19 protein-coding genes are annotated in these 18806 nt (G+C 61.5%); 4 read left to right on the plus strand and 15 right to left on the minus strand.

The window, feature by feature from the left end; all coding sequences use genetic code 11:
- Positions 1-130 precede the first annotated feature (130 nt).
- From msrQ to mrcB, 9 genes are all read right to left on the minus strand, one after another.
- Positions 131-751 carry a protein-methionine-sulfoxide reductase heme-binding subunit MsrQ gene (gene msrQ, locus DM374_RS04905; RefSeq protein ID WP_110968884.1) on the minus strand — a complete coding sequence of 207 codons (621 nt, stop codon included), beginning with the start codon at positions 749-751 and terminating at the stop codon, positions 131-133.
- Positions 751-1764, minus strand: a complete 1014-nt coding sequence (gene msrP / locus DM374_RS04910) for a protein-methionine-sulfoxide reductase catalytic subunit MsrP (RefSeq protein WP_110968885.1) — start codon at positions 1762-1764, stop codon at positions 751-753. The genes msrQ and msrP overlap by 1 nt, the downstream gene beginning before the upstream one ends.
- Before the next feature lie 66 nt (positions 1765-1830).
- Positions 1831-2688 carry a CDP-diacylglycerol--serine O-phosphatidyltransferase gene (gene pssA / locus DM374_RS04915; RefSeq protein ID WP_110968886.1) on the minus strand — a complete coding sequence of 286 codons (858 nt, stop codon included), beginning with the start codon at positions 2686-2688 and terminating at the stop codon, positions 1831-1833.
- Positions 2689-2835: 147 nt separating this feature from the next.
- Positions 2836-3852, minus strand: a complete 1017-nt coding sequence (gene ilvC / locus DM374_RS04920; RefSeq protein WP_095159771.1) for a ketol-acid reductoisomerase — start codon at positions 3850-3852, stop codon at positions 2836-2838.
- 54 nt (positions 3853-3906) lie between these two features.
- Positions 3907-4398 carry an acetolactate synthase small subunit gene (gene ilvN, locus DM374_RS04925; protein ID WP_042125802.1) on the minus strand — a complete coding sequence of 164 codons (492 nt, stop codon included), beginning with the start codon at positions 4396-4398 and terminating at the stop codon, positions 3907-3909.
- A gap of 1 nt (position 4399) precedes the next feature.
- Entirely contained in the window at positions 4400-6124 is a 1725-nt protein-coding gene (locus DM374_RS04930; protein WP_095159779.1) for an acetolactate synthase 3 large subunit, read from the minus strand.
- 425 nt (positions 6125-6549) lie between these two features.
- Entirely contained in the window at positions 6550-6882 is a 333-nt protein-coding gene (locus DM374_RS04935; protein ID WP_110968887.1) for a YqcC family protein, read from the minus strand.
- A complete protein-coding gene (locus tag DM374_RS04940) occupies positions 6879-7622 on the minus strand; it encodes a tetratricopeptide repeat protein (RefSeq protein ID WP_110968888.1) in 744 nt (247 codons plus the stop codon). Before DM374_RS04940 ends, DM374_RS04935 begins: the two co-directional genes overlap by 4 nt.
- A 25-nt stretch (positions 7623-7647) precedes the next feature.
- Complete coding sequence (gene mrcB / locus DM374_RS04945) at positions 7648-9969, minus strand: penicillin-binding protein 1B (RefSeq protein WP_110968889.1); 2322 nt, start codon at positions 9967-9969, stop codon at positions 7648-7650.
- A 117-nt stretch (positions 9970-10086) separates the two neighbouring features.
- On the opposite strand from mrcB, the gene DM374_RS04950 reads away from it, so the two are divergent.
- The 3 genes from DM374_RS04950 (at position 10087) to DM374_RS04960 (ending at position 12525) form a co-directional block, all read left to right on the plus strand.
- Complete coding sequence (locus DM374_RS04950) at positions 10087-11649, plus strand: bifunctional aminoglycoside phosphotransferase/ATP-binding protein (RefSeq protein ID WP_110968890.1); 1563 nt, start codon at positions 10087-10089, stop codon at positions 11647-11649.
- Positions 11650-11751: 102 nt separating this feature from the next.
- A complete protein-coding gene (locus tag DM374_RS04955; RefSeq protein WP_110968891.1) occupies positions 11752-12096 on the plus strand; it encodes a pentapeptide repeat-containing protein in 345 nt (114 codons plus the stop codon).
- A gap of 156 nt (positions 12097-12252) precedes the next feature.
- Positions 12253-12525 (plus strand): TfoX/Sxy family protein, encoded by a 273-nt coding sequence (locus tag DM374_RS04960; protein ID WP_110968892.1) that lies wholly within the window; start codon positions 12253-12255, stop codon positions 12523-12525.
- A gap of 177 nt (positions 12526-12702) precedes the next feature.
- On the opposite strand, the gene DM374_RS04965 is transcribed toward DM374_RS04960, so the two are convergent.
- Genes DM374_RS04965 through DM374_RS04980 form a run of 4 tightly spaced genes read right to left on the minus strand, consistent with a single transcriptional unit; the run spans position 12703 to position 16291 of the window.
- Positions 12703-13605, minus strand: coding sequence for a ChaN family lipoprotein (locus DM374_RS04965; protein ID WP_404821292.1), 903 nt, complete (start codon positions 13603-13605; stop codon positions 12703-12705).
- 3 nt (positions 13606-13608) lie between these two features.
- Complete coding sequence (locus DM374_RS04970; protein WP_110968894.1) at positions 13609-14376, minus strand: heme ABC transporter ATP-binding protein; 768 nt, start codon at positions 14374-14376, stop codon at positions 13609-13611.
- Positions 14376-15359: a FecCD family ABC transporter permease gene (locus tag DM374_RS04975; RefSeq protein WP_177431517.1), complete on the minus strand. Its 984-nt coding sequence runs from the start codon at positions 15357-15359 to the stop codon at positions 14376-14378. The genes DM374_RS04970 and DM374_RS04975 overlap by 1 nt, the downstream gene beginning before the upstream one ends.
- Positions 15360-15409: 50 nt before the next feature.
- Positions 15410-16291: a heme/hemin ABC transporter substrate-binding protein gene (locus DM374_RS04980; RefSeq protein WP_110968896.1), complete on the minus strand. Its 882-nt coding sequence runs from the start codon at positions 16289-16291 to the stop codon at positions 15410-15412.
- Positions 16292-16459: 168 nt separating this feature from the next.
- Between DM374_RS04980 and DM374_RS04985 the strand changes: the two genes are divergently transcribed.
- Complete coding sequence (locus tag DM374_RS04985; RefSeq protein WP_110968897.1) at positions 16460-16777, plus strand: Rieske (2Fe-2S) protein; 318 nt, start codon at positions 16460-16462, stop codon at positions 16775-16777.
- Here the strand turns inward: DM374_RS04985 and sfsA are convergent.
- Together sfsA and DM374_RS04995 are read right to left on the minus strand one after the other, a co-directional pair.
- Positions 16767-17480 (minus strand): DNA/RNA nuclease SfsA, encoded by a 714-nt coding sequence (gene sfsA, locus DM374_RS04990; RefSeq protein WP_110968898.1) that lies wholly within the window; start codon positions 17478-17480, stop codon positions 16767-16769. The two genes, DM374_RS04985 and sfsA, sit on opposite strands and share 11 nt — an antisense overlap.
- Positions 17480-18652, minus strand: a complete 1173-nt coding sequence (locus tag DM374_RS04995; protein ID WP_110968899.1) for a pyridoxal phosphate-dependent aminotransferase — start codon at positions 18650-18652, stop codon at positions 17480-17482. The genes sfsA and DM374_RS04995 overlap by 1 nt, the downstream gene beginning before the upstream one ends.
- Between the last annotated feature and the right edge of the window lie 154 nt (positions 18653-18806).

Raw genomic sequence — 18806 nt, forward strand, 5'->3', positions numbered from 1 at the left:
TGTGGAGACCGAAACACTTCCTACGTTACCTGAAACTTCTAACTCTTTGAATCTCAAGGAGTTTTCCGTTTCGACTGCGCCGGAAGTGGGGCGAATTATAGACAGATAAAACGGGGCGTCAAGGGTTTATTTAAACTTTTGTTACAGACCCCGTTTTACGCCCACCAAGACGCGGTAACCGCTGCCCGATAGCCGGAATCCGAAGCAGCAACAGCCCCGCGCCGATCACCGCATAGACAGTCCATTCCTTGAGATCTGCTCGAACCACCCAAAGGAAGTGCAGCAATCCTAGCCCCAGGATGGCATACACCAACTTGTGCAGCTTCTTCCAGCGCGCACCCAATCGGCGCTGACTGAAGCGATTCGACGTTACAGCCAGACTCAACAACCCGGTAAATCCCAAGACCCCGACAATGATATATGGCCGTTTGCGAAGCTCGACAGCCAACTGCCCCCAGTCAAGACCAAGAATAAAGAAGAGGTACGCACTCAGGTGCAACGCAATATAGGCAAAGCACCACAATCCCAACTGCCGGCGCACCACGATCCAGCCGGACCACCCCGTTAACCGCTGCAAGGGCGTCATGCTCAATGTGATCAGAAGAAAGATAAGCCCACCCAGCCCCAACCGATCCACCAGGACCTTTCCCGGATCAGGACCCAGCGCGAAGATCCATGCCTGGTAAAGCCACAACAGCGGCCAGATGGAAGCCACTATAAAGATGCACAACCGGAACAGTGGGTAACGCATCAGTAGTTCGTCCTCAGGTCCAGCCCGGTGTAGAGCCCACTCACCTCTTCGGCATAGCCGTTGAACATTTGAGTGTCGCGAACATTGGGACTGAACAGCCCGCTCGGCAGGCGCCGCTCACGCGCCTGGGTCCAGCGAGGGTGATCCACCGTCGGGTTCACGTTGGCATAGAAGCCGTACTCTTCCGGCGCTATACGTTGCCACGTGGTCTTCGGCTGCTCAGTGACCAGACTGATCCGAACGATCGACTTGATGCTCTTGAAACCGTACTTCCAGGGGACCACCAACCGCAACGGAGCGCCATTCTGGTTCGGCAACTCTCGGCCATACATGCCCACCGCGAGTATCGCCAAAGGGTTCATCGCCTCATCCAGACGCAACCCTTCCACATATGGCCAATCGATCAAGGCGAACCCCGAACGCTGGCCGGGCATATGCCGAGGGTCTTGCAGCGTCTCGAAACGCACGTATTTAGCCTTGGAGGTCGGCTGAGCCTCTTTGATAAGAGCCGAAAGCGGAAAACCCAGCCAGGGAATGACCATTGACCACGCCTCCACGCAGCGCAGCCGATAGATGCGCTCCTCCAACTGGTAAGGCTTCATGAAATCTTCCAGCGCGTAGCGGCCAGGCTTACCCACCTCCCCATCAATGACCACCGTCCATGGCGAGGTGGGTAGCCCACCGGCATTCTCCGCGGGATCACCTTTGTCGGTGCCGAACTCATAGAAGTTGTTGTAGTGCGTAGCATCCTTGAAAGGCGTTATAGCCTCGCCCTGCACAGTGACCGCCTGCCAACGGGTTTCGGGAAGTTTTGCACTGAACCAGTCCGGAGCCTTGCCGGGCTCTACGTCGGCATAGCGCGACACCTCCCCCGCCCCGGCCCATCGAGGCAAACCGGCAATCGCCAGGCCGGCCATCGAGCCACCCAGCAAAGTACGACGGGAAAGATAGATTGATTCAGGCGTGACCTCCGACTCAGAGCAGTCGGAGGCCCGGGGGAACTTGATCAGCATGATGACTCCGCAGAACTGCTGGACAGATGCAGCAGTAGACTACGAAGTCAGGGAGAAATTACATCACTACTCGGCGTTTTTCCGGCGACGCATGCGCAGCAGGTATTGCGCAGGCCCGGAAGCAGCGTAGGCAAGGAACACCAGCAGCAGGATACGCGGCGGATCGCTGAACACCACGGCGAAAACCAATACCACGGCCAGGATCGCGACGAAGGGAACACGCCCCTTCAGATCCAGCTCCTTGAAGCTGTTGTACTTGATGTTGCTGACCATCAGCATGCCAGCGCCCGCAACCAGCAGTGCCACCAGGAACGAAAGCTTCGACCCCTGGATGCCGAAGTCACTGAACGCCCATACCGTACCCGCGACCACACCAGCAGCGGCCGGACTGGCCAGACCGATGAAGTAACGCTTGTCGGCCTTGCCGACCTGGGTGTTGAACCGGGCCAGACGCAGTGCCGCGCCCGCAACATAAATGAAGGCGACCATCCAGCCGACTTTACCCATATCGCCCAGTGCCCAACCAAAGGCCAGCAACGCCGGGGCCACACCGAAGGCAACCATGTCGGACAGGGAGTCGTACTCCGCACCGAAAGCACTCTGGGTATTGGTCATGCGCGCCACGCGACCATCAAGGCCGTCGAGCACCATGGCAACGAAGATCGCAATGGCTGCGAAAGCGAAATACTTGCTCGCCTCGCGAGGATCACCGGCACTCAGCGCGCTCTGGGCGCTCATGGAGTTGATGATCGAATAGAAACCGGCGAACAGGTTCGCGGTGGTGAAAAGGTTTGGCAGCAGATAGACACCGCGGTGCCGGACTTTGCGTCCTTCGGCGTCATGCCCTTCTTCGACATGCTCATCGATCGGTAGCAGGCTTTCGGCGTCAGAGGCCTTGTTCGGCTCTTCGGGACGTTCGCTCATGGACATTACCTTGCAACGGGGTGGAAGTTTTCGACAAAGGTTTGCGACGAGGGTTCGCCGACAAACGGATGAAAGCTTATACCAGAAGCTGACCCCGGAAATGAAAAAACGCGGCCTAAGCCGCGTTTTTCATCGCATCAGGACCAATCAGTTCTTGGCCTTGTCGACGATTTTGTTCGCCGAGATCCAAGGCATCATCGAGCGCAGTTGCTCGCCGATGACTTCGATACCGTGAGCGGCGTTGTTACGACGCTTGGCGGTCATGGATGGGTAGTTGGTAGCGCCTTCGCTGATGAACATCTTGGCGTACTCGCCGTCCTGGATGCGCTTCAGAGCGTTGCGCATGGCCTGACGGGATTCGGCGTTGATGACTTCAGGGCCGGTCACGTACTCGCCGTATTCGGCGTTGTTGGAGATCGAGTAGTTCATGTTGGCGATACCGCCTTCGTACATGAGGTCAACGATCAGCTTCAGTTCGTGCAGGCACTCGAAGTAGGCCATTTCTGGCGCGTAGCCAGCTTCAACCAGAGTTTCGAAACCGGCTTTGACCAGCTCGACGGTACCGCCACACAGAACGGCTTGCTCGCCGAACAGGTCGGTTTCGGTCTCGTCCTTGAAGGTGGTTTCGATGATGCCGGTACGGCCGCCACCGACGCCAGCGGCGTAGGACAGAGCAACGTTCTTGGCGTTGCCCGAGGCGTCCTGGTAGATAGCGATCAGGTCAGGGATACCGCCGCCTTTGACGAACTCGGAGCGAACGGTGTGGCCTGGTGCTTTCGGCGCGATCATGATCACGTCGAGGTCGCCACGAGGAACGACCTGATTGTAGTGGATCGAGAAGCCGTGGGAGAACGCCAGGGTAGCGCCCTGCTTGATGTTCGGCTCGATTTCGTTCTTGTACAGGTTGCCCTGGAACTCGTCCGGAGTGAGGATCATGACCAGGTCGGCAGCAGCGACAGCGGTAGCAACGTCAGCAACTTTCAGGCCGTGGGCTTCAGCCTTGGCAACGGTAGCCGAACCTTTACGCAGACCGACGGTGACATCCACACCGGAGTCCTTCAGGTTGCACGCTTGAGCGTGGCCCTGGGAACCGTAACCGATGATGGCAACTTTCTTGCCTTGGATGATCGAGAGATCGCAGTCTTTGTCGTAGAAAACTTTCATGAAATACCCCTGGTTATCTCGGCCTTGTTCAGGCCATTCGCTAATTTTGTCGAGTTAGATGCTCAGCACTTTGTCGCCACGGGCAATGCCGGTGACACCACTGCGCACGGTTTCAAGAATGGACGCGGTGCCGATTGCCTGAATGAAGCTGTCGAGCTTGTCGCTGGTGCCGGTCAACTGCACGGTGTACACACTGGCGCTGACGTCGACGATCTGCCCACGATAGATATCGGTGGTGCGCTTGATCTCGGCGCGCTGTGCACCAGTGGCCTTCACTTTGACCAGCATCAGTTCGCGCTCGATATGAGCACTTTCCGACAGGTCGACCAGTTTGACCACTTCAACCAGTTTGTTCAGGTTCTTGGTGATCTGCTCGATCACCTCATCGTGGCCCACCGTGGTCAGCGTCAGACGCGACAGGGTCGGGTCTTCGGTTGGCGCAACGGTCAGGCTTTCGATGTTGTAGTTGCGTTGCGAGAACAAGCCAACGACGCGGGACAGGGCACCGGGTTCGTTTTCCAACAGCAGGGAAATAATGTGCCGCATATCAGGTACGCTCCGTCTTGCTCAGCCACATGTCGCGCATCGAACCGTCCTTGATCTGCATCGGGTAGACGTGTTCGCTGTTGTCGACCTGGATGTCGATGAACACCAGGCGGTCCTTGAGGGCGAAGGCTTCTTCGAGCTTCGGCTTGAGGTCCTTCAGGCTGGTGATGCGGATCCCCACATGACCATAGGCTTCAGCCAGCTTGACGAAGTCAGGCAGCGACTCCATGTAGGAATGCGAGTGGCGGCTGTTGTAAGCCATGTCCTGCCACTGGCGAACCATGCCCAGCACGCCGTTGTTCAGGTTGACGATCTTGACCGGCAGATCGTACTGCAGGCAGGTCGACAGTTCCTGGATGTTCATCTGGATGCTGCCTTCGCCGGTGACGCAAGCGACATCGCTTTCCGGGAAGTTCAGCTTGACGCCCATGGCCGCCGGGAAACCGAAGCCCATGGTGCCCAGGCCGCCGGAGTTGATCCAGCGGTTCGGCTTGTTGAACCGGTAGTACTGCGCCGCGAACATCTGATGCTGGCCAACGTCGGAAGTGACGAATGCATCACCACCGGTCACTTCGCACAGAGTCTCGATAACGGTCTGAGGCTTGATGACGCTGCCATCCCCTTTGTCGTAAGGGAACATGCCGCGATCGCCGCGCCATTCTTCGATCTGTTTCCACCAGGCATCGATCGCTGCCTTTTCAGGCTGCTCGCCGATTTCGCGAACGGTAGCGAGCATCTCGGTCAGAACGCTTTCAACCGGACCAACGATTGGCACGTCAGCCTTGATCGTCTTGGAGATCGACGCCGGGTCGATATCGATATGGATGACCTTGGCGTTCGGGCAGAACTTGGCTGGGCCGTTGACAACGCGGTCGTCGAAGCGTGCGCCGACAGCGAGGATCACATCGGCGTGGTGCATCGCCAGGTTTGCAGGGTAGCTGCCGTGCATGCCGAGCATGCCGAGGAATTGGCGATCAGTACCTGGATAGCCACCGAGGCCCATCAGGGTGTTGGTGACTGGCAGGTTGAGCAGTTGCGCAAGCTCGGTCAGCGGCGCGGAGCCACCACCGAGGATTACGCCACCACCGGCGTAAACGATCGGACGCTTGGCCGCCAGGAGCATTTCCGCAGCCTTGCGGATCTGACCGGAGTGACCGCGGACGGCCGGGCTGTAGGAGCGCAGCTTGACCTTCTTCGGATAGACGTACTCGAACTTCTCGGCCGGGTTGGTCATATCCTTCGGAATATCGACAACCACCGGGCCAGGACGACCGGATTGCGCAAGGTAGAAGGCTTTTTTCAGGACTTCAGGGATTTCCGAGGCATGCTTGATCATGAAGCTGTGCTTCACGATAGGCCGGGAAATACCGATCATGTCGGTTTCCTGGAAGGCATCGGTGCCGACCATGGTGCTAGGCACCTGACCAGACAGGATGACCATCGGGATCGAGTCCATATAGGCGGTTGCGATGCCGGTGATGGCATTGGTCGCGCCTGGACCGGAAGTCACCAGTACCACGCCGGCTTTGCCGGTGGCACGGGCGTAACCGTCCGCCATATGGGTAGCTGCCTGCTCGTGGCGAACCAGGATGTGGTTCACTTCCGGTTCTTTGAACAGAGCATCGTAAACATGAAGAAGAGCACCGCCTGGGTACCCATAGATGTGCTTAACGCCCTCGTCACGCAAGAAGCGGACGACCATTTCAGCGCCAGATAAAAGCTCCACGTTGTTCACCTCTAAAACGCCAGAATACCGTCCACTCCGGGACGGGTCTTAATAGGTTTACTGCCAAGCAGAGCATGAGCGACGAAGTCGCCGACTACGTCAGCACTGACTGAGCAAGTATTGGGAGCGCCCCAAAGTGTTGCGGGGTTTTCCCACCCAGCGCGAGGTAACGCGTTGCGGGGTGTAACAGGTCGGCGCGGGTGTGCGCCTCATGATCTGCTTAGCGGGTCTGCTTCTGGCAGTCCCCCTACAGCGGACTTTGGATTGTTCTGATTCGAACTGCCCAAGTCAAGTGATCTTGAAGGTTTAATTCCAGCCGGGACGCTCTGCCAGCCGGGCGGAAACGTTTGCCTGGCTCTCGCAATCACTCTGCCACAACGACGCGGGGCCGCAAAAGCGGCCCCGGCGGATAAACAACAGTGAAATCAGTTGGATGGGCTAATCAATTGGTCGAACTCGGCCAACAGCTTGCGCAACTTGCGACTTTCTTCCGGACGGTTGGCGTAAACCGTCTCTGCCATCACCAGAATGCCGGAGGCATTGGGCAGCGCGAGCCCCTTCTCGAGGATCTCCTTCATGCGCGGAAGGAAGATCCATTGCAGCCATTGCTCGAAGCTCAGGCTGTCGACCGCGAAAGGAACGGTACTGGCCAGTGCCTGAGCGCTGGGTATCTCGGCACTCCACCAGCCCTGCACATGCAGCTCACGCTCGATCAGCAGCAGATGATCGGCGATATCCAGGATCCGCGGATCCATCACAGGTTGACCTGGGCTTTCTGCCGCGCCAGTGCCGCGCCGGCGGCATCGCCTTGCTTCTCGCGGGACTGGGCGATGATGTTCCACAGACCGGATTGCAGATCAGGTCGACCGTTCGCGTAGGTCAACGCACGGCGCGCCAACTGCTCGGCCTGTGGCGCATCGCCCTGGGCGAGACGGACCTGAGCCAGGCGATAGAGCACCTGCGGTTCGCGTGGCGCAATGCGCTGGGCACGCTCCAGGCTGGAAGACGCGCCGTTGTAGTCGCCGCCGCTCTGCTGTTGCTGCGCGGTGGTCAATAGCGCCAGTACTGGGCCATCAAGCTGTTCGTCGGCCGACAGGCCACCGCTGGTGGCAGCACGCGGAATTCCGGTCGGCGCGGATGGCATGGTGTAACTGCCCGCGTTTGTCGATTGCGGCGTGAAGGGTTCCGATGTCACCGGACCCGGCGTGATCGGACCGGTGCTGATTCCCGCAGGTGCCGTGGAGGCCGGGAAGGTCTGGATCGGCGAAGCGCCGCTGCCTTGCGGGACCATCACGGTCACGCCACTGTCTTGCTGGATCGCTTGATTCTGGCGCGAGCCGGTATTGACCTGCGACGTCACGGCCCGATTGGCCGTAACCCGCTCGCTGTTGGATACCCGGGTGCCCGAATCCACCACCGGAATCGAACCACGCTGCACGCTGGCGCAGCCGTTGAGCAAAGCCAGCGCCGTCAAGGCAGGAAACAACCACTTGTTCACATCACGTCCTCTTGGCTGATGCTGCTTAATTCATCCAGCCCTTCACCCAGTCCATGACCGAGTCGGCTGGTGTCTGTTCGCCGCCGCAGGCCGCGCCTGGCGCCGGTTCGCTTCCGCGAATATACGGCATCTGCACCGCGCCCGGGCAGCTCGCATCCGAACCCTGGCCACTGTGCGGATCCAGCCATGCCTGCACGACGTTGTCCGGCATCGCCATGTCCAGCGGCAGCGGGTCGGCCTTGCGCATGAAACTGGTCCAGACCTGCAGGGCACCGGTGGCGCCGGTAAAGGGCGTCTTGCCGTTGTCGTCACGGCCCAGCCAGACCACCGCCAAAAGGTCCTGGCTGAAGCCGGCGAACCAACTGTCGCGCGAATCGTTACTGGTACCGGTCTTGCCCGCCAGGTTCAGCGAGCTCGGCAGCACGCTGTAGACCGAGCGGCCAGTACCTTCGCGCATGACCCGCTGCATGGCGTTCTGCACCAGGTAGATGGAGCCCGGATCGAAGCGCTGCTGGATCTGGAACGGATAGCGTTTGAGCGGCTCACCTTCGGCGGTCAGCACACTGCGAATACCGCGCATCGGGGTGTTGAAGCCACCGTTGGCGAGCGTCTGGTACATAGTCGCCACTTGCATCGGCGACATGCCGCCAGCGCCCAGCAGCATGGACGGGAACGCAGGCCAGTCGACCTCGACACCCAGGCGCCCGATGGTTTTGAGCACATTCGGCACACCCAGTTCCAGGCCCAGCTTGGCCGTCGACAGGTTGTAGGAGTTGGCGAGGCCCTGATACAGATAAATCGTGCCGTGAGCGCGCCGATCATAGTTCTGCGGCTTCCAGACCTGTCCGTCGGCGCCTTTCACCGAGAACGGTTCGTCCTGCACCCAACTGGTCAGCGTGTATTGGCTGGGCTTCTCCAGCGCCGTCAGATAGACCGCCGGCTTGACCAGCGAGCCGATCGGCCGCACGGCATCGATTGCCCGGTTGAAGCCGGCAAAGCCCGCTTGACGACTGCCGATCAGCGCCTGCACCTCACCGGTTTCCGGGTTGGTGACGACCATGGCCGCTTCGACCTCATCCGAGCCCTTGCGACCGGCCAGACGCTTGAAGGTGTCGGCCATCGAGGCTTCGGCCTTCATCTGCAGGATCGGGTCAAAGCTGGTGAAGATGCGCAGACCTTCTTCGGTCAAGTCTTCATCGCGGTAGTCCTGGCGCAGTTGGCGCTTGACCAGATCGAGGAAGCCAGGGAAGGAACTGTCCGCGAGGCTGCCGCGCTTGGTCACGCCCAGCGGCATCTTCTTCGCCGCCTCGACCGCTTCCGGCGTGGCCACGCCCTGCTCCGCAAGCAGGTCGAGCACCAGGTTACGCCGTTGCAGAGCGCGCTCCGGATAACGCCGCGGGTTGTAGGCGGACGGCCCCTTGACCATGCCCACCAGCAAGGCCACCTGATGCAGCTTCAACTCCGACAACGGCTGACTGAAGAAGAACTGGCTGGCAAGGCCGAAACCATGCACTGCCCGCTGGCCATCCTGACCGACGAACACTTCGTTCAGGTAAGCCTCGAGGATTTCCTGCTTGCTGTAATGCAGCTCCAGCAGCATCGCCATCATTGCTTCGGTGAGCTTGCGGGAGAGGCTGCGTTCGTTGGTCAGGAAGAAGTTCTTCACCAACTGCTGGGTCAGGGTACTGCCGCCCTGGCGCATGGCGCCGGACGAGGTGTTGACCCACACGGCACGGGCGATGGACTTGGGCGACACACCGAGGTGGTGATAGAAGTCCCGGTCTTCCACCGCTACCAGGGTATCGAGCAGGTACGGCGGCACCTGATCGAGCTTGATCAGAATGCGGTCTTCGAGGTTCTTCGGATACAGGCCACCGATCAGCAGCGGTTCCAGGCGGACCACCGCCAGCTTGGAATCATTGGCCGCGCTGAGGCCGGCCACGTAGTCACCCGAGAAGCGCACCCGCACTTGCCGCGCAGACTCCATGCCTTCATAGAACTGGAAACCGCGGGTATTCAAGTCGACGGTATTGCCGCTTACTGCCGCCGCGCCGGGGCCGTTGGCCGCGCTTTCACGCCGATAGCCGAGGGCATCGAGTTCAACGAGGAAATCCTCCTTGCTCAGCTTCTGGCCGACGAACAACTCCAGTGGCCTCGCATAGACCTTGGCGGGAATGGTCCAGCGCTTGCCAGAGAATTTTTCCTGGACGACCGCATCGAGATAGACGGCGAAACCGGCCAGCACGACAAGGCCGACGAGACCGAGCTTGATAGCCCAGCCCAGCAAGGCGCGAGCGCGGCCAGACGGTTGTTTTTTAGGGGTACGGGAGGATCGGGTACGAGTCATGGGCGCGGATTATACGCACTTTATCGTTCATCGACAGGCGCCCCCCGGCGGTTTCCAGACGGCATGCTTGTCGCCATAATGGCCGATTAGAATCCCATTTGCCCAGAAGGATCGCCCGTGAGCCAAGCCTTGATCACAGCCTTGCAGAACCCCGCCCTGTTTCCCCATCCCGTGCAGGATTTCCGGGTTATCGAAACGCACATCTCCTGGGTTCTGCTCACTGGCGACTACGCCTACAAGATCAAGAAGCCGATGAACTTCGGTTTCCTCGACTTCACCGAGCTGTCGGGCCGCGCGCACTTCTGCGCTGAAGAACTGCGCCTGAACCAGCGCCTGACCGATGGGCTTTATCTGGAAGTCCTGCCGATCACCGGCACTGCCGAGGCCCCGCAACTCGGCGGCGAAGGCACGGCGATCGAATACGCGCTGAAAATGCGCCAGTTCCCGCAGGAACAGATGCTCAGCACCCTGCAAGCCAACGGCGAGCTGACCACCACACACATCGACCAGATGGCGAAGCAGATCGCCGAGTTCCACCTGCAGGCACCACGGGTTTCCGCCGAGCACCCGCTGGGTACGCCAGAAAGCGTAATGGCGCCCGTCGAGCAGAACTTCGAGCAGATCCGTCCCTTCCTCAGCGACAAGGCCGACCTGCAACAACTCGACGCCCTGCAAGCCTGGGCCCGCAGCAGCTTCGACCGTCTGCATACGCTGCTGGAAGCACGCAAGGCTCAAGGTTTCATCCGCGAATGCCACGGTGACATCCACCTGGGCAATGCCACTGTGATCGACGGCAACGTGGTGATCTTCGACTGCATCGAGTTCAACGAGCCCTTCCGCCTGACCGACGTCTACGCCGACGCCGCCTTCCTGGCCATGGACCTTGAAGACCGCGGGCTGAAATCCCTGTCGCGGCGCTTCATCAGCCAGTACCTGGAACTGACCGGCGACTACGAAGGCCTGGAACTGCTGAACTTCTACAAAGCCTACCGCGCCCTGGTTCGGGCCAAGATCGCGCTGTTCAGCATGCCGGCCGACGCCGATGGCGTGCAGCGCGCCACCACCCTGCGCCAGTACCGCAACTACGCCAACCTGGCGGAAAGCTACAGCGCCATTCCTTCGCGTCTGCTGGCCATCACCCATGGCGTTTCCGCCGTAGGCAAGAGCCACGTGGCAATGCGTCTGGTGGAAGCACTGGGGGCGATCCGCCTGCGTTCGGATGTGGAGCGCAAGCGCGTGTTCGGCGAACAAAACAGCGAGGCCGCCGGCGAGTTGCAAGCCGGCATCTACAGCAGTGACGCCAGCCAGGCCACTTACGAGCGCCTGCATCAATTGGCCGCGCTGATCCTGCGGGCCGGCTTCCCGGTCGTCATCGATGCCACCTACCTCAAGCAGGCACAGCGCCAGGCAGCGGCCGAAGTGGCCAGCGCGACCGGCGTACCGTTCCTGATCCTCGACTGCAACGCCCCTGATGCCGTGATCGCCAGTTGGCTGGCCCAGCGCCAGGCCGACCGGAACGATCCTTCCGATGCGACACTGGAAGTGGTCACCGCGCAGCAGGCCAGCCGCGAGGCGCTGAGCGCCGAAGAGCTGCTGCAAAGCAAACGCGTGGAAACCAACGAAAGCGACAGCCTGGACAATCTGGTCAAGCAGATCCGCCAGCGCCTGCCGGGCCTGTAAAACGGTAGAGGCGTGAAGCAGTCCACACTTCACGCCTCTATTCCGCCGCCTGCAAAGGGTGACACTATAATGCCATTATCAGGCCACCCAGGAGGCGTTCTCATGAATCAGCCACGGCAACTCGACAGCACGCTGTATGCATTGATTCACAACGAGAACATCGCAGATTTCAACAGAGAGAAACCAAAGGGCGTCAGTATCGACTTCCGCGATGGCGACTTTCGCGGTCTTGACCTGCGCGGCCTCGACACCTCGGGCATCGACTTCACGAATGCCTACTTCCGCGCCGCCGACTTGCGCGGTCTGAATCTAAAGGACACGCCCATGGAAGGGGCCAGCATCGCCCACGCACAGATCTCCGGGACCTATTTCCCATCCGAACTGAGCGCCGACGAGATCCTCATGTCGGTGCAATACGGCACCCGCCTGCGTTACCGCACACGCTGAACAGCACCCGGCGGACCTGCTCGTCAGGTCCGTCGGGCGCAACCCTCCCAGCACTACATGGCAAATCGCCGCGTATTTTCCAAGTGCCGCTACACTCCTCAGTGTTTACCCGCGACTTCCTCCACAAGAACCGTTCAGCCGGCGCAAGGAGGCTTGATGAACGATGAACTTCAGCACCTGAAGAATCTTGGCAAGACCTCAGCACAGTGGTTGCACGCGGTAGGTATCCACAGCGCCTCGGACCTTCGCCGCCTGGGCGCGGTGGATGCTTACCGGGCGGTGCGCACCCGAGGTTTCCGGGCATCGAAGGTGCTGCTGTACGCCATTGAAGGCGCGTTGCTGGACGTGCACTGGAACGATATCCCCGCCGAACGCAAGGAAGCACTGAACAAGCAACTGAATGCGACGGCCGTTCGGAAAAAAAATTAAGGTTTATCGTACAAATCGATTGACTTCGAAATGAGAATCACTATGATTATCACAACTGGTCGCGAGACTGGTTGGATAAGCTGAAAGCCCCTGGTTCGGACTCTCAGATTATCTCCTCATCAGGCTAATCACGGTTATTGACCCGGCATCTTGCCGGGTCTTTTTTTGCCCGCGATTTCATTGCCGCAGATCGGCGCAGTAGTCCTTCTCAGGCAAGGCTGCGGTGAACCAGACGAAATCCGCCATCGCCGGCGCGACCTCCTCGCCCACTTGAGCCAGCATCAACACGACCGTGTCTTCTTGCGCCGCCCCCAGGTCAGCCAGGTGCAACGGCACACCGACATCCTTGCGCACGTGATAACCACCAGCCAGCAGCAAGGCCGGTGCGGGCGCCGCCAGCAGACGCTGAGCCATGCGCCGGTCGCGTTGCTGCTGCACCGCCAGCATCGCCGGTAACTGACCTTCCGGGAGCATCCCGCAATGGCCCTCGCGCACTTCGTCCAGCAACACTTCGCGCACCGCCGGCGCGGTAGAGCGAGGCCCGGACAACTGCGGTGGGTTGCGGTAGATGTCTTTCATCTCGCTGCGGTCCAGGTTGGCCGCGAGCACCGGATAGCCTTGGCGGAAGGCTTCTTCCAGCAGTGGACCGTAGAATTTCCAGTCCCAGCCATCCCGCCACGCCAGCGCCTTGGCCAGATCATCAGGCAGTGGCTTTTGCTGACGAACCGCGTCGACATTGGCCTGCTGCACCGGCTCCAGCATTTCCAGCAACAGGCTGCCCTGTGCGCGCTGTTGCGCCAGGACCTGCAACAGCCAGCGCTGCAAGGCGTGGTGATCGGGATTGTCATGCTGCTCGCCCACCAGCACCCGTGGCGCTACCGCCAGCCGGCTCACCAATTGCTCCGGTGTCAGCAGGCGACCGCTGGCGGTCTCGCGAATCTGCCCGAGATCGGCATGGTCGCGCCCTTCCGGGCTCTGCCATTGCGGCAACGCCGGCAGCGGAGCCATGGCGTGACAACCCGCCAGGCCCCAGGCCAGCAGAATGAGGATGCCGAACGACCGGGACCAGGGCATAAGCAACTCCTAACGGGCAATGATGAGCGGGTGGCCGCGCTCGGGATGGGTATGAACCAACACCTCCAGCCCGAACACCGCCTGCAGGGCCTCGGGCTGCAAGACCTGCTGCGGCGTATCGAAGACGTAAGGCCGACCCTGTTCGAGCAGCAGAATACGATCACAATAGCGTGCGGCCAGGTTCAGGTCGTGGAGGATCACCAATACCGCAGCGCCGCGATCGGCAAATCCGCGGACCGCCTGCAGCGTGGTGTGCTGGTGCAACGGGTCGAGGGCCGAGGTCGGCTCGTCAAGCAGCAAGGTCCGTCCCTCCTCGCCCGGCCAGAGCTGCGCCAGCACCCGCGCCAGATGCACGCGCTGCCGCTCGCCACCCGACAGCGCGAGGTAGCTGCGGTCGACCAGATGCAGGGCATCCGCCGCCTCCAGTGCCGCGTGGACGATTTCATGATCGCGGTCCTTGCCGGTCCGATGCGGCAGACGCCCCATGCCCACCACTTCCTCGACACGGAAAGCAAAGCCGAGGCTCGATACCTGTGGCAAGACCGCCAGCAGTTGGGCGCGCTCATGGCCTGGCCAGTCGGCAAGCGCGCGATCGTGGAGCAGGACACGGCCACGCTGGGTCGCCAGCTCACCGCACAGTGCGCCGAGCAGCGTGCTCTTGCCCGCGCCGTTGGGCCCGAGCACACCCAGCACTTCACCTGGCTGGACCTTGAGGCTCACACCATCGAGCACCGTCTTGCGTCCTCGGACGACTTGAAGATCTTCGACCTGGAGCATCAGGTACGTCCCCGCAGCAGCAGATAAAGGAAAAACGGCGCGCCGATGAACGCGGTGACGATACCGATCGGCAACTCCGCCGGCGCCAGCGCCAGCCGGGCGATCAGATCAGCGAACAACAGCAGCGAAGCACCCGCCAGCAATGAGGCGGGCAGCAAGACCCGGTGGTCCGGGCCGGACAACAGCCGCACCAGATGCGGCACCACCAGCCCGACAAAACCGATCAGCCCCGCCGCTGCTACCGCCGCCCCCACACCCAGCGCCGTACAAAACACCAGTTCGCGTTTCAGCGACTCGACTTCGATGCCCAGATGGCGAGCCTCCGATTCGCCCAGCAGCAGCGCATTCAAGGCCTCGGCACGACGCGGCAACCACAGCGCCACCGCCGTCGCCACCAGCACCAGTGGCCAGAGACGCTGGTAGCTCGCGCCGTTGAGGCTGCCCAAGTTCCAGAACGTCAGGGTACGCAGAGTCGCGTCATCCGCCAGATAAGTGAACAGCCCCACCGCCGAGCTGGCCAGGGCCGTCAAGGCGATACCGGCAAGCAACATGGTGGCTACGCTGGTCTGGCCGTCACGCCGCCCCAGGCGATAGACCAGCGCGGTCACACCCAGGCCGCCGAGAAAAGCACATACCGACAGCAGATAGGGCGCGATAGCTTCCGGCACGCCACCCACCCAGGCGCTGCCAACAATCGCCACCGCCGCACCAAGCGCCGCGCCGCTGGAAACGCCCACCAATCCCGGGTCCGCCAGCGGATTGCGAAACAGCCCTTGCATGGCCACGCCGGCCAGCGCCAGCACAGCGCCCACCGCGAGTCCGAGCAGCGTCCGCGGCAGGCGGATCTGTCCGAGAATCAACTCGGCCTGCTCCAGCCCGTCGCCATTGACTGGCAGACCGAGCAGGCGCAAGCCCGCGCGCAAGGTGTCCATCAGCGGCAGACTCACCGGCCCGAGCGCCAGCGACAACCAGACCGCCAGCAGACACAACAGGCTGAGGATGATGAACAGCGTGCGCGGCTGGATCAGACGGGTCATGGCGCCAGTTGAGCCTTGGCCGTCGGATAGAACGCCTGGGCCAGCGCTTGCAGGCTCGCCGGCAGGCGCGGACCGAGGCCGCCGACCAGCAGCGTCGGGTCAAGATCAATCAGACGCTTTTCTTTCGCCGCACGGGATGCGGCCAGCGCGGGGTTCTCTTTCAGCAGTGCCTGCAGCGCAGCATCGCCGGTGAGGGCACGGTCAGCAAACACCACCACTTGCGGGTTCAAGGCGGCCAGCGCTTCTCCCGAAAAGTTCTTGTAGCCCTGGTGAGTCGCCAGATTGCGGCCGCCGGCCTGTTCCACCAGCCAGGCGCCAGCCGTATCGGTGCCGGCAATCATCGGCTTGCCGCCAGCATGGCCCACCAGCAGGATCACCCCAGGCGCCTGCTCCGAACCCTGCACCGCCTTGATCCGGGTACGCAGGGTTTCAAGTTGCTGGCGATAGTCAGCGAAACGCTGTTCGGCCTGCTCCGTCTTGCCAAGCAATTCGCCCAGGTGCTTGAGGTTACCCTGCACGGCTTCCAGGTCGGCGCGGCTGGAGAACAGTTCGACCCGCACCCCTGCACCGCGGATCTGCGACAGGACCGGCGGCGGGCCCATTTCCTCGGTGCCAACCAGCACATCAGGGCGCAGGCTCAGCACGCCTTCGGCCGAAAGCTGGCGCTGGTAACCGATGCTGGGCAGGCTTTTCAGGGATTCAGGGTGCTGGCTGGTGGTATCGACGCCCACCAACCGCGACTCCGCCCCCAACTCGGCAATCCATTCGCTCAAAGCCCCGCCAGCACTGACCCAGCGCTGCGGCAGCGAATCGGCGGCGTGCGCCGGGTTGAACACAAGCCCGATACAAAGGGCGATCAGGCTGGCATATCGGCGCATAACGGGGCTTCCTTTTCGATCAGGACGAACCGCCACCCCTCGGATAGCGGTGTGAGAGAAGCGCCGGGCAAGGTATAAAGGCGCCCGACGCCATCAGAGCCGGCAATTTGATAATTATTTGCATTTGAGCGTCAAGCTGCCTTGCATCCTTAACGGAGCCCATCGCTCATGCACTTCCTTTGTACCTCCGCCGAACTGGGCGAAGGCCAGAGCCGCGGTTTCACCAGCGAAAACACCGAACTGCTGGGCGTACGCCGGCAAGGGCGGGTCTATCTGTACCGAAACCGCTGCCCTCATCGCGGGATTGCGCTCAACTGGCAGCCAGACCAGTTCCTCGACAGCAGCGCCAGCCTGATCACCTGCGCCCGGCATGGCGCACTGTTTCTTATCGAGAACGGCGAGTGCGTGGCCGGGCCGTGCGAGGGTGATGCCCTGGAAGCCCTCGACTGCCATGAAGACAGCCAAGGCATCTGGCTTACGGATTGAGCAGCACCGGCAGGGCGCGGTCGATACGCACCTGCTCGCTGTCCAGCGTCACCCCGTACGCCAGCACTTCGACGCCATCGAGCACGGCGGCCCGCAGCGCGATGGCGTATCCCGGGTCTATCTCTTCAGCCGGGCGTACTGCCTCGATACCGTTGAGGTTCACACAATAAAGCTGCACCGCGCGGACACCTTGCCGGGCCAGCGCCGCCAGTTCGCGCAGGTGCTTGGCGCCGCGCTGGGTCACGGCATCGGGAAAGGCCGCGATGGCCGAACCGTCGAAACCGAGGGTCACGCTCTTGACCTCCACATAGGCCAGGCCGCTGTCGAAGGTCAGTTGAAAGTCGATGCGGCTGTTCTCCTCGCCATACGGCACTTCGCGGCGCAGCGCGGTGAAACCCGCCAGCTCACTGATTACGCCCGCGCGCAGCGCTTCTTCGACGATGGCATTGGCCCGCCCGGTATTCACACAGGCCAGCCGGCCTTGCGGGGTCTCGCTGATTTCCCAGGTGCCGGGCAGCTTGCGCTTGGGATCGTTGGAGCGACTGAACCAGACCTTGCCGCCCTCCTTCATGCAGTTGAGCATCGAGCCGGTGTTCGGGCAGTGGATGGTCAACTGCTCGCCGCTCGGCAGTTCGATATCCGCGAGAAAGCGTTTGTAACGGCGCAGCAGCCGGGCTTCTTCGAGCAATGGAGTGAAATGCATCAGCCTTGCCAGCTCTTCAGCCCACGGGCAATCCGCTCCACCGCTTCTTGCAGACGCGGCAGGCTCTGGGTGTAGGCGAAACGCACATGATGGCTGGCTTGGTGCCGTCCGAAATCCACGCCGGGGGTGAAGGCGACATGCTCGGTTTCCAGGAAGTGCCGGCAGAACGCGAACGCGTCACCACCGAATGTGCTGATGTCGGCGTACAGGTAGAACGCACCTTGTGGCTCCACCGTGATCCCGAAGCCGAGCCCGCGCAGGGCTGGCAGGAGGAAGTCGCGGCGGCGGGCGAATTCGGCACGGCGCTCTTCGAGGATCGCCAGGGTACCGGGTTCGAAACAGGCCAGGGCTGCATGCTGAGCCATGCTCGGCGCACTGATATAGAGGTTCTGCGCCAGTTTCTCCAGTTCAGGCACGGCCGCAGGCGGTGCGACCATCCAGCCCAGGCGCCAGCCGGTCATTCCGAAATATTTGGAGAAACTATTAAGGACAAAGGCTTGGTCATCGACTTCCAGCACGCTGGGAGCGTCCATCCCATAGGTCAGGCCGTGATAGATCTCGTCCACCACCAGATGGCCATTATGTGCCCGGGTCGCCCGCGACAAGCCCGCCAGTTGCTCGCGATCGAGCACGGTGCCGGTCGGGTTGGCCGGCGAAGCCACCAGGGCGCCGACTGTATCGTTATCCCAATAGCGCTCGACCAGATCGGCGGTCAGTTGATAGTTGACGTCGGGCCCCACCGGCACCAGTTGTGCACCGCCTTCCACCAGCCGCAGGAAATGGCGGTTACACGGATAGCCTGGGTCGGCCAGCAGCCAATGCTTGCCGGGGTCCACCAGCAGGCTACTGGTCAGCAGCAACGCGCCGGAACCGCCTGGGGTAATGAGAATCCGCTGCGGGTCGATGTTCACGCCATAGCGCTGGTCATAGAAGCCGGCAATGGCTTCACGCAGCGCCGGCAGCCCCCGGGCTGCGGTGTAACGCGTGTGACCGGCGCCCAGTGCGGCCTGGCCGGCTTCGACGATGGGCGCAGCGGTGGAGAAGTCCGGCTCGCCGATTTCCAGGTGAATCACATCATGACCGGCGGCCTGCAACTCGTTGGCCCGGGCCAACAGTGCCATCACATGGAAGGGTTCGATGGCGCGACTGCGCGCACTGTAGGGCTGAGCCATGGGACTTCTCTCAATTGGGACTAAACTGGTGATTCTACCCATGCGCAACGACGAACGTATGGCTAAACCTCGCTGTCCTACCCGAGCTAACGGGGAGTAGCGCACCCCCGTCCTATCTGGTAAGTTCGGCGGCTCGCAGTCGCAGGGCCGGCGG

The organism is Pseudomonas huaxiensis (assembly GCF_003231275.1).
In the GTDB taxonomy this organism is placed as follows: domain Bacteria; phylum Pseudomonadota; class Gammaproteobacteria; order Pseudomonadales; family Pseudomonadaceae; genus Aquipseudomonas; species Aquipseudomonas huaxiensis.

Bases quoted from the DNA above. Each gene is read 5' to 3' on its own strand.
- sfsA (WP_110968898.1), bottom strand. From the start codon at position 17,480: ATGCATTTCACTCCATTGCTCGAAGAAGCCCGGCTGCTGCGCCGTTAC.
- msrP (WP_110968885.1), bottom strand. From the start codon at position 1,764: ATGCTGATCAAGTTCCCCCGGGCCTCCGACTGCTCTGAGTCGGAGGTC.
- DM374_RS04995 (WP_110968899.1), bottom strand. From the start codon at position 18,652: ATGGCTCAGCCCTACAGTGCGCGCAGTCGCGCCATCGAACCCTTCCAT.
- ilvC (WP_095159771.1), bottom strand. From the start codon at position 3,852: ATGAAAGTTTTCTACGACAAAGACTGCGATCTCTCGATCATCCAAGGC.
- mrcB (WP_110968889.1), bottom strand. From the start codon at position 9,969: ATGACTCGTACCCGATCCTCCCGTACCCCTAAAAAACAACCGTCTGGC.
- pssA (WP_110968886.1), bottom strand. From the start codon at position 2,688: ATGAGCGAACGTCCCGAAGAGCCGAACAAGGCCTCTGACGCCGAAAGC.
- DM374_RS04980 (WP_110968896.1), bottom strand. From the start codon at position 16,291: ATGCGCCGATATGCCAGCCTGATCGCCCTTTGTATCGGGCTTGTGTTC.
- DM374_RS04960 (WP_110968892.1), top strand. From the start codon at position 12,253: ATGAACGATGAACTTCAGCACCTGAAGAATCTTGGCAAGACCTCAGCA.
- ilvN (WP_042125802.1), bottom strand. From the start codon at position 4,398: ATGCGGCACATTATTTCCCTGCTGTTGGAAAACGAACCCGGTGCCCTG.
- DM374_RS04955 (WP_110968891.1), top strand. From the start codon at position 11,752: ATGAATCAGCCACGGCAACTCGACAGCACGCTGTATGCATTGATTCAC.
- DM374_RS04970 (WP_110968894.1), bottom strand. From the start codon at position 14,376: ATGCTCCAGGTCGAAGATCTTCAAGTCGTCCGAGGACGCAAGACGGTG.
- DM374_RS04985 (WP_110968897.1), top strand. From the start codon at position 16,460: ATGCACTTCCTTTGTACCTCCGCCGAACTGGGCGAAGGCCAGAGCCGC.
- msrQ (WP_110968884.1), bottom strand. From the start codon at position 751: ATGCGTTACCCACTGTTCCGGTTGTGCATCTTTATAGTGGCTTCCATC.